Origin of the sequence: Enterobacter sp. EC_50, from assembly GCF_019584525.1 — a bacterium.
GTDB classification, from domain to species: domain Bacteria; phylum Pseudomonadota; class Gammaproteobacteria; order Enterobacterales; family Enterobacteriaceae; genus Enterobacter; species Enterobacter roggenkampii.
Map to the genome: position 1 here is coordinate 21,170 of NZ_VDAF01000038.1, position 6,376 is coordinate 27,545.

The 6,376-nt window shown below is 51.8% G+C and carries 7 protein-coding genes and 1 tRNA gene; 3 read left to right on the forward strand and 5 right to left on the reverse strand.

What is annotated here, in order from left to right; all coding sequences use genetic code 11:
- Positions 1 to 104: 104 nt before the first annotated feature.
- The 5 genes from FHC48_RS21795 to rraB form a co-directional block, all read right to left on the reverse strand.
- Complete coding sequence (locus tag FHC48_RS21795; protein ID WP_032655137.1) at positions 105 to 602, reverse strand: hypothetical protein; 498 nt, start codon at positions 600 to 602, stop codon at positions 105 to 107.
- Between the two features lie 1,114 nt (positions 603 to 1,716).
- Positions 1,717 to 1,801: transfer RNA gene (locus tag FHC48_RS21800), tRNA-Leu, on the reverse strand.
- A gap of 106 nt (positions 1,802 to 1,907) precedes the next feature.
- Positions 1,908 to 2,630, reverse strand: a complete 723-nt coding sequence (locus FHC48_RS21805; protein ID WP_059363056.1) for a hypothetical protein — start codon at positions 2,628 to 2,630, stop codon at positions 1,908 to 1,910.
- Positions 2,631 to 2,660: 30 nt separating this feature from the next.
- Positions 2,661 to 3,419 carry a tRNA isopentenyl-2-thiomethyl-A-37 hydroxylase MiaE gene (gene miaE / locus FHC48_RS21810; RefSeq protein ID WP_059363058.1) on the reverse strand — a complete coding sequence of 253 codons (759 nt, stop codon included), beginning with the start codon at positions 3,417 to 3,419 and terminating at the stop codon, positions 2,661 to 2,663.
- A 46-nt stretch (positions 3,420 to 3,465) separates the two neighbouring features.
- Positions 3,466 to 3,891 (reverse strand): ribonuclease E inhibitor RraB, encoded by a 426-nt coding sequence (gene rraB, locus FHC48_RS21815; RefSeq protein WP_008501374.1) that lies wholly within the window; start codon positions 3,889 to 3,891, stop codon positions 3,466 to 3,468.
- A gap of 120 nt (positions 3,892 to 4,011) precedes the next feature.
- On the opposite strand from rraB, the gene argL reads away from it, so the two are divergent.
- From argL to FHC48_RS23710, 3 genes are all read left to right on the forward strand, one after another.
- Complete coding sequence (gene argL / locus FHC48_RS21820; protein ID WP_227028284.1) at positions 4,012 to 4,086, forward strand: putative translational regulatory protein ArgL; 75 nt, start codon at positions 4,012 to 4,014, stop codon at positions 4,084 to 4,086.
- Positions 4,056 to 5,060: an ornithine carbamoyltransferase gene (argF, locus tag FHC48_RS21825; protein ID WP_220418975.1), complete on the forward strand. Its 1,005-nt coding sequence runs from the start codon at positions 4,056 to 4,058 to the stop codon at positions 5,058 to 5,060. The genes argL and argF overlap by 31 nt, the downstream gene beginning before the upstream one ends.
- A gap of 384 nt (positions 5,061 to 5,444) precedes the next feature.
- Entirely contained in the window at positions 5,445 to 6,143 is a 699-nt protein-coding gene (locus FHC48_RS23710) for a DUF3828 domain-containing protein (protein WP_306434533.1), read from the forward strand.
- The last annotated feature ends 233 nt before the right edge of the window (positions 6,144 to 6,376 follow it).

The window sequence follows — 6,376 nt, forward strand, 5'->3', positions numbered from 1 at the left end:
CTGAATACACTACTCGATTACAAACAAGCATTGAAATCATAATCCAAAGGGGTATTACACCCTTTGGATTTGTGCTGTTGAATGCACGTTTCTGGTGCAATAGCTTAAAGATTAGAAGTATCGCTTGCTACCCTACTGTTTGGAATGTAACGAACTACTGTTTGGGCCATGATCCCAGAAATGACCATCTTGCTTAACTCAACCGTAGTGTCAGGAAGTTTCCATGTTGCTTTGTCTGAATCTGAAAACTCAGGTTTCCCATACTTCTGAGTTAGCAATTGACTCAATGTGCTAAATTGATTCGCAGCGATACCTTCATTTTTTTTCTCATTACTGGCTACGTTCGTTTGCACAAGACGATCAGCGCTATTAAAAAGGAATGTGACAGTATAAAGACCGCTACCGATCGATACATTATCAATCCGCACTTTCCCAAAATTATCCTTATACTTCTCTGGTGAGATCAGATGTGCGCCATTGCCCTGAGCCGCAACAACTTCTGACGGATTCATGTCCCATTTAGTATTTCCATAACCAATACCCTTAGCGAATGAGAGCAGAGGTAAAGTTAGAATCACGAAAGCCATTAGTAATTTTTTCATTCCATCCCCACGAATTGAGTTTATTAATTGTGAACCAGTTTACAATTATCCCATTGCTCAGTGCTTCTTGCGATGCGGTCACTAATTGCAAAGTTTCCCAGCGACGGATCATAGGCGTACACCTTGCTTTTATCATCTGCCATCATCAACTTACCGTTAGTTTTCAGCTTTGGTGAGAGCAGGTATGTACCGTTTAAACGGTTAGCTTTGAAGCTATCGACATACAACGTTACCTCTGCACTACCCAGCACACGTAAAGCACCTATTCTACCATTCTGTACTGCTGCAATAGCGTACTGACAGAGATAGGTTTTCGCAGTTGAAGCTGTGTTTTTTCCCTCAACCTTCGCTGATGGGGAATGTGAAGAGGAGTTAGGGATTGAACTATGAAGAGAAGATGACGGGTAAGAGTAAGAATAATTTTTATAAGCCGATGAGGTACTTGATCCAATCCGACACGTTTTTCCAACCGCAATGCACGAATTACCGCATGGTATACCTTTCTTGCAGTTCTTCGCGTATGCAGAGAACGACAACCCAGCTAATAGAAATGTACCAATGGTTATCCTAACCAACGAAGACCAGCCCATAAACCACCCTTCTTTTAAGATTTTCCCTACATGATACCATACTTAAATTAAGGGAATAGCAGCCAATAAGCCCGTTGGTGGTAAGACAACGCGCGGAGCCGTTAGGCGACAACATCAAGGGTATGTCAGACAGTGAAGTTTATCAGGATGACCATGTACCCGAAGGAGCGAGGCCGAACCGCTGGCAGAGCCTGCATTTCGTGTGCAGGTACGAACACCACCATAAAACCTGTTTATTCCCTGCAACGTCATCTCGACGTGTGGCATGTGGGAGCATCGGCAAAAAATGCGCTTCACTGTAAGCGTTTGGTATGGAGTTTAGAGACGGCGGCACGTCTTCCAGCTTCAAAGGGAAAAGCGATACGAGGTTGAGCCTGGGAACTACTCGCCACTATGTGCTAACATACCAAAAGCCATTAACATTCACAGTGGCTTTTGTACTTGATGAGTAACTGACATTTCTTACATGCAAATGAGGCAGGTTATTCACACTAACTCATTGATTTATAAGAAAATAAAGTGATTGGTGCCGAAGGCCGGACTCGAACCGGCACGTATTTCTACGGTTGATTTTGAATCAACTGCGTCTACCGATTTCGCCACTTCGGCACTGAAGGGGATGCGGAAACGTTGTGGATTATACCTGTCGCGCGCCGCCATGCAAGCGACGACGCGCTAAACCCGCGCTAAGTGCCCAAAAAACCAGCGCCCTTCGTCAGTCCAGCTCGGACACCGCCAGCCGAATCACCCTCGCCGCCTTCTGCTCCGGCAGCGCCAGCACCTTGGCCCACATCTCCTGCACCATATCGCAGGAGAGCTTCTCTTTGCCCGCCGCCTTATCGGGCGTCTGCAGCAGCTGGATGTCCTCGCCGTACTTATCGGCAAGTTGCTTCATAATCGGCCGCACGTCCTCGACGGCCGCCTCGCGTTCGGCCGGGGTTACGGTGTGGCGATTTTTGCCGTAGGCCGCGCGCATCATGTCGGCGTCGGCCTGCATGCGCCGTGCCATCAGGTCTTTATCCAGCATGCGCATCGGGTTGATGCCGCCCTTCACCATCGGGTAGAGGAAGCGGAAGCAGGCGTCGTCGCTCACCTTCTGGATGGCGGCGGTCTGCTCCATGTTGATGGTCATGTAGTTCACCACGTTGGCGTCCGGGGCGTTTTGCAGGCGCGACATCTGCAGATGCAGGATCTGCGGCTGGATGGTGTCGATAATCTGCTGCTCCGGCTCGCCCGCTTTTTGCAGGGCGGCCATCTGGTCGAGGATGCGCTGATGCAGAACAGGCTCCTGCTCCTTAATCACCTGCCAGGCGGGCATCGCGTTAAGGGCGTTATCCATCTGCCGTTCCGGGGCGCGCTGCCTGTCGAAAAACACCCAGAACGCCACGGCGGCAGCCGCAATGACGACAATCACAATACGGGTCCACGTTTTATTCATCTCGCATCCTTATCCTTGAGTTATGCCGGTTTACACCGGCACGCCGCTGTGGAAGCGAAACTCGTTGTCCGGTGTCGAGATAAGTGTGGCTTCAATTTCGCCAAAAAGCTGTATGCGCGGTGAGATATCGTCGTCGCTCACCTGCTGGGCCAGCGTCAGGTAGTCCTGATAGTGGCGCGCTTCCGAGCGCAGCAGCGAGAGATAGAACTTCTGCAGGTCGTCGTCGAGGAACGGGGCCAGCGCGGCGAAGCGTTCGCAGGAGCGGGCTTCGATGTAGGCGCCGCAGATGAGCTTGTCGATCAGCGTCAGCGGTTCGTGGGTGCGCACTTCCTTCAGCATCCCTTTGGCGTAGCGGCTGGCGGTGATTTTGACGTACGGAATGTCGCGAGCCAGCATCGCCTCGCGCACCTGCCAGAAGTGGTGCAGCTCCTCTTTAATCAGCAGCACTATGCTGTCGATAAGCGCCTGGCCCCACGGGTCGTCGGTTTTGGGCATCACGCTTTTGCCAATCTGCCTGTGCAGGGCGATGAAGTCCGGCTCCGGGCCGTCGCGGAAGGTGAACTGTTCGTAGGGCTTGAGCCAGTCGAGCAGCGCGTCGGCACCGCTTTCGTCGGCGACGTATTTGCGCACCAGCAGCAGCGCGGTCTGGGCGGCCTTGAGCTCGCACACCATGTGATCGGTGAGCAGCAGCGGCAGGTTCGCCGGGTCGCGGGCTTTATCAATCCATGCTTGCGGGGTCGGGCACTGGAGGAAGTTGAGTACGGGGGCGAGTATCTGCGGGTAATCCATGGTTCTGCCTTGAAAAAGCGGTGGCGTGCGCCACCGCCTGAAACGCTTAGTGACGCACGCCGTCGTCGTCTTCGTCGACGTAATCTTCGTCGTCGCCCTCTTCGCCGTCTTCACCGTTCGGATCTTCGAAGTAGGTTCCCCAGCCGTCGTATTCCACGTCAAACTTCTCGGCCAGGTTCATCAGCTGTTCTACCTGCGCGTCGATCAGCTCCGCCTTCAGCGCGCCTTCGCTCAGGATGTCGCAGCAGATGACGGTGTCGCCCTCTTCCACTTCCAGCTCTTCCGGCTCGGTCACTTCGTAACCCAGCTTGAAGGCTTCCACGGCCATTTTTTCCAGCGCGTCGAAATCATCCGCAGAGAAATGATGCTCGATGGTGTACAGCGCGTCCGGATCGCTACCGTCTTCCAGCAGCTCTTCAATAATCAGACGCGTCTCTTCGCGTTGCTCTTCCAGTAATTCCGGGTTTGCCATGGCTCAATCCTCTTTAAAGTGCGGCAGATACTTCTATTTTCACACACGGACGGGTTTGCCTCCACCTTTGTTGGAAAGATTTGTGAAACGGGGTTGCAAATGAATAATTAAACATATAAAGTGAATTTTAATTCAATAAGTGGCATTCGCCATGTGAGGATAAAATGTCTGATCTGTACAAGAAACACTTTCTGAAATTGCTCGACTTTACCCCTGCACAGTTCACTTCTCTGCTGACCCTTGCCGCACAGCTCAAAGCCGATAAGAAAAATGGCAAGGAAGTACAAAAGCTTACCGGTAAGAACATCGCGCTCATCTTCGAAAAAGACTCGACCCGTACCCGTTGCTCTTTCGAAGTTGCCGCATTTGACCAGGGCGCGCGCGTTACCTATTTAGGGCCGAGCGGCAGCCAGATTGGGCATAAAGAATCAATTAAGGACACCGCGCGCGTGCTCGGGCGGATGTACGACGGCATTCAGTATCGCGGCCACGGCCAGGAAGTGGTCGAGACGCTGGCGCAGTACGCGGGCGTGCCGGTGTGGAACGGGCTGACCAACGAGTTCCACCCGACGCAGCTGCTGGCGGACCTGCTGACCATGCAGGAGCACCTGCCGGGCAAGGCGTTTAACGAGATGACGCTGGTCTACGCGGGCGATGCGCGCAACAACATGGGCAACTCGATGCTGGAAGCGGCGGCGCTGACCGGGCTGGATCTGCGTCTGGTGGCCCCGAAAGCCTGCTGGCCGGAAGAGAGCCTGGTGGCGGAGTGCAGCGCGCTGGCGGAAAAGCACGGCGGCAAAATCACCCTGACGGAAGGCGTGGCGGCGGGCGTGAAGGGCGCGGACTTTATCTATACCGACGTGTGGGTGTCGATGGGCGAAGCCAAAGAGAAGTGGGCGGAGCGGATTGCGCTGCTGCGCGGGTATCAGGTGAACGCGCAGATGATAGCGCTGACCGGCAACCCGGACGTGAAGTTCCTGCACTGTCTGCCGGCGTTCCATGACGACCAGACCACGCTCGGCAAGCAGATGGCGAAAGAGTTCGACCTGCACGGCGGGATGGAGGTGACGGACGAGGTGTTTGAGTCAGCGGCGAGCATCGTGTTCGACCAGGCGGAAAACCGGATGCATACGATTAAGGCGGTGATGGTGGCGACGCTTGGAGAGTGATTGACCCCTCTGCGGTCTGGTGCCCTCTCCCACGGGGAGAGGGAGAAAACCCTAAAAACGACAACAGCGTTATCGTCGGGCAGAAAAATTCATTTTAGTGATGCTTTCTCAGATACGCATTAACCATAATAGATATTTATATTTTTATTAACCATTATTTACTGAGTAGATAATGGTTAATATCAGGTCATTATCAATTACAAAACACCGTATATTATCGGCGTAATATTTCCTTATTACTTCATTTCATTAATAAGGATGATTTTATGTCATGGAATAAGCACGAGGCTGTGTCTTATGCTCGCAGCCACGCGCACCATTACAGCACGGGTTACTGCGCTCGCGCCGTAGCCGCGGCTATCCGCGCCGGAGGATTAGAAATTAATGGCGCTGATGCAAAAAACTTCTGGCGCTCTCTTGAGAAAGCAGGATTCAGCAAGGTGTACGGCACCCTCATTGAGGGTGATGTTGCAGTCATTGACGCATTGCCTGGTGCGCATCAGAACGGGCATGCATGCATCTATGACGGTTCGGGTACCTGGTATTCAGATTTTAAACAGAATAGTCTTTATCCCGGCCAGAGATATCGGAAGATACAGCCAAAAATCACCTTTTACAGGCACTACTGATATGAAAAGCACCTTACTTCTTTGCTGCCTGTTTTCTTTCTCTGCTATGGCCGGCCATTCTGACCCGATTGAGCGTGCTGTAAAATTTAACAGCTGGTACGTAAATCAAATCAACAAAGACGTATTTCCCATTACTGATGGAAACGAAATAGATAAATATGTCACAGCATCAACAATGAAAAAACTCCGTCACGCGCAGGATCCTCGCTATGCAGACGAAGAGTTTTACGAGGCCGATATATTTTTAAAAGCGCAATACATCGGCGATGACTGGCCGCAGAATGTAACAGCCATAGCCGGGGATACCGATCCAGTCTGTGTCAACGTATACATTGCATTCGGTAAAAAGCAGGACCACATAGTCATAGACTGCATGGTTAAAGAAGACAACTTATGGAAGGTACAGTCAGTTTCTGCTGTTGAATTTTCAAGAAACCTGACTATACCGAACTGAGCCAAACGACGTACCGGCAATGATATTGATACTGCGCGCTCTTTTTGCCGGGTGGCGCTGCTGTATGACCGGATACATAGGTGACAGATCAGACCGGGAACATAGGTAACACTTTTAGTCTATCCGCACCACACTCTGGGTTTTTCGGTCGTAGTACGCAAGCGTTATTCCGTTGAAGATGATGGCCTCCAGGCCATCATCCTGTTCTTCCAGCATGATGTACTCATCAGTCA